Origin of the sequence: Frankia sp. KB5 (assembly GCF_002099325.1) — a bacterium.
Classification (GTDB): Bacteria; Actinomycetota; Actinomycetes; order Frankiales; family Frankiaceae; genus Frankia; species Frankia casuarinae.
Genome location: NZ_MRUJ01000334.1, coordinates 1 through 2,899, shown reverse-complemented (window position 1 = coordinate 2,899; position 2,899 = coordinate 1). Strand labels below are relative to the sequence as shown.

2 protein-coding genes are annotated in these 2,899 nt (G+C 60.8%); both read right to left on the bottom strand.

The window, feature by feature from the left end:
* Positions 1-33: 33 nt before the first annotated feature.
* Positions 34-900 carry an aldo/keto reductase gene (locus KBI5_RS23815; protein ID WP_035912887.1) on the bottom strand — a complete coding sequence of 289 codons (867 nt, stop codon included), beginning with the start codon at positions 898-900 and terminating at the stop codon, positions 34-36.
* Entirely contained in the window at positions 834-2,048 is a 1,215-nt protein-coding gene (locus KBI5_RS23810) for a cupin domain-containing protein (protein WP_085016542.1), read from the bottom strand. Before KBI5_RS23810 ends, KBI5_RS23815 begins: the two co-directional genes overlap by 67 nt.
* Between the last annotated feature and the right edge of the window lie 851 nt (positions 2,049-2,899).

Below are 2,899 nucleotides of genomic sequence, written 5' to 3'. Positions count from 1 at the left end.
ATGTCAGGCTGTCGAAAGGCTGGTGAAAGACCTTCAGATGTGAGCGCCTCTCTCACGGAGGAGCTGCCGATAACGAGCGATCTGGTCTAGGTCAACCTTTAGCGCTTCGGCTGACACAAGTTCCCTCATATGGTCTGTGCTGCCGGAACTCACGGCTATCCGCGTTACTCTTGGCAGCTCATATGACACGCGGAAGACGGCTTGCACATTTGACCCTTCTTCGTTTGGCTGAAGAAAGGTGGCCGCCTTAATTCTCTTCCAGACGTCGCGTGCGGCGTCCCCGCCGAACGGGCTCATCCCCCACAGGCGATCGGACGGGACGCCCAGACGTTGCGCCGCCCGCTCGCTCGCGTCGAGCTGGTCAGACGGCACCGTCAGCCCCGCGCGGACCATGAGCACGTCTGGCGTGGGAGCCTTCGCGAAGAGATCGCCGTCAAGCGCCCGGATCAGCGGCGCCGTATCCCAGGACGATATTCCCCACGACGCGCACAGACCCATGGCTACCGCTTCATACAGCGCCGCGCACGCCGCATCCAAGCGCTCACGGGCTTGTACGGGGCTCACTCCCACAAGGGACTTCTCAGGATTATGCAGAAAGACGACGTCCGGGATGCGTCCAAGGTCGCACGCTGATTCCTCCACCGCACGGCGAAGCCGGCCGGGAGCGAGGGTGTGAACTACCCGTCCGGACTCTCGGAAGAAGCCGACTTTCGTCGAGATGGAGAACATGGAAAGTAAATCGCCCACGACGCTTGAGAGAAGGCGATGCGAGTCGAACCCATGATAGTTGTAGCTTGTGTCTAGGCATTGAATGCCAACGGCAAGGGCATCCTCTAAAGCTTGCCGTCTGTGGTCAGACCGGTATAGCCCGAGAATAATTCCGGAGTCAGTTCCRCGCATATGCCCTCCCGGACAAGTATCTCCCCAAGGCGCGCGCCATCGATCCCCGCTGCGGACGATACGTAGTCAAGGCACACAGGATTGCCCGACAGAAGCAACCCAAGGGCTGGTAATGCTTTCCTGGTGAAGACGATCCGTTTCTCYGCCGTCGCGACCGCCACTGTATCGCCCTGGGTCTCTATCTGAGGTGGAAAATCAGTAACGCACACGACCGCGGATGGCGGACCAAAAATGCCGGCTGTGGAGACATACCGGCCTGCGGAGGTGGCATGCGCCACGGATTCCAAGTAATGGGCCGGCGGATGTGACGTAAGAAGACGCGATGCGGCAACAATAATTTTCTCGCCGTCGTTTTGATGTTCTTTCGGGTCTTCTCCCCGCTGATTCAGATCCTCCCGAAACACCTCTTCGCGGCGCGACTGGTCCGCAAGCCAAGCCAACCAATCGACGCCCGTTCGTCTCGTGAACCCAAAGGTAGCATGAAGGCTAAACCCGTCACCTCTGCTGGTGCGGCTCGCCCGATGCCAGTGGCCCCGGGGAATATACAACACGTCACCGGTATTCACGGTACCAGACCACACGATGTCTTTGGGAGGCTCAGTATTGGGTGCGGCGTCGCGGTACATGGGAGCACGGCGAGACGGACCCCGGACCTCCCACTCTTTGTCGCCAGCTAACTGTAGGACGATGACGTCGTGATCATCCCAGTGTAGGGAGAAACCCGCCGCGTCGCCCGTTGTGAGGTACACGTTCGCCTGCACAGGCGCGCGCAACCACCATTGAAACGCTCGGCACGCAACCTCTAGCGTCGGATCAAAGTGGTTGACCGCGTCCAACACCAGGGTGCAGCCTGATTGCAAAAGTCCGGCCAGCCGGCGCATATCGACCATCGGAGTGACCTGCCCTCGCCTCGTCGTGTTCATCTGAAGCAAGGAGTTTGGATGCAGCTCTGATTCGTTTTGAAAGCACCGCATCTGGGGCGAGACAAGGCTTCGTCTCATTATCAGGTCTAGAAATCTGGTCGGCGTGAGCACCCTGGGGCATATCCCAGAATCAGGAAGAGTCCCCCGTAGGAACCGGGAGGGTGTCGAGCTGGGTCTGGACCATGCCAACGCGGTCTTTATATCGCGGATGAGCTGATGATCCATCAACATCCTTTACATGGTGGCTCCTTCGGCCYGCACCCAGATCGCCATGAAAAACCAACCGAAACAGATGAAAGAGAGGCAGGGTCGTACGGCGACAGCTAACGTCGATGCTTAGCCGTCCCTGTTCTCGCCGCTGTCACCGACGGGTCCATCAGAGGTCTGAAAGTCGCCGCGGTCCTGGATCGTGGCCAACTCCTCTACCACGATGACGAGGTCATCCGGTGGCGTCATTGCGCTGGTCTCCTTCCGTGAGCATCAGCCGTGGCGCCCGCGACGATAAGCGAGGCCGAAGCAGCCCAGATTCTGGTTGATTGCGGGCAGCGACTGAAAGATTACCGGACCGCTCCCGGAGTCGCTACCGATTTCGGGAACTCCTTCGGTTCCCACCCGGCCACGGCTGGCACGATGTGCCGGCCGCACCAGCAAGGGCGAGAGCCCCGTGACGCTGGCCTTCGTTATGACCTGCACCCCGGACGTTGCCGACCTGCGGCACCGGGCCGCTGAGCGCCTGGCGAGGCGGTCGGRCAGCGCAGCCCGGCCGGCCGGCCGGCACGATCGTCACGTTACGACCCACACCGGCAACCTTGGTTGTCAGCCAAGGAGATGCTTCGTCGCGGGTCGGGTAGCTGCCGCTTCGCAATCGACAACCGTGGTTGTCGTGCAAGATCGCTGTGCGGGTCGGGTGCCCAGCGGGGATAGTCAGAGTGGACTGGTTAATGTGGACCATTGATCGCTGGCATCGGCCGCGTACGTCACAGCGTCGCAGGTCAGCGCCCTGGTTCCACCGACGCGCCGTGTCGCTGGCTTTGCACCATCCCGCTGTGTCGTCGCATCCTGGCCTATAGGGGGCG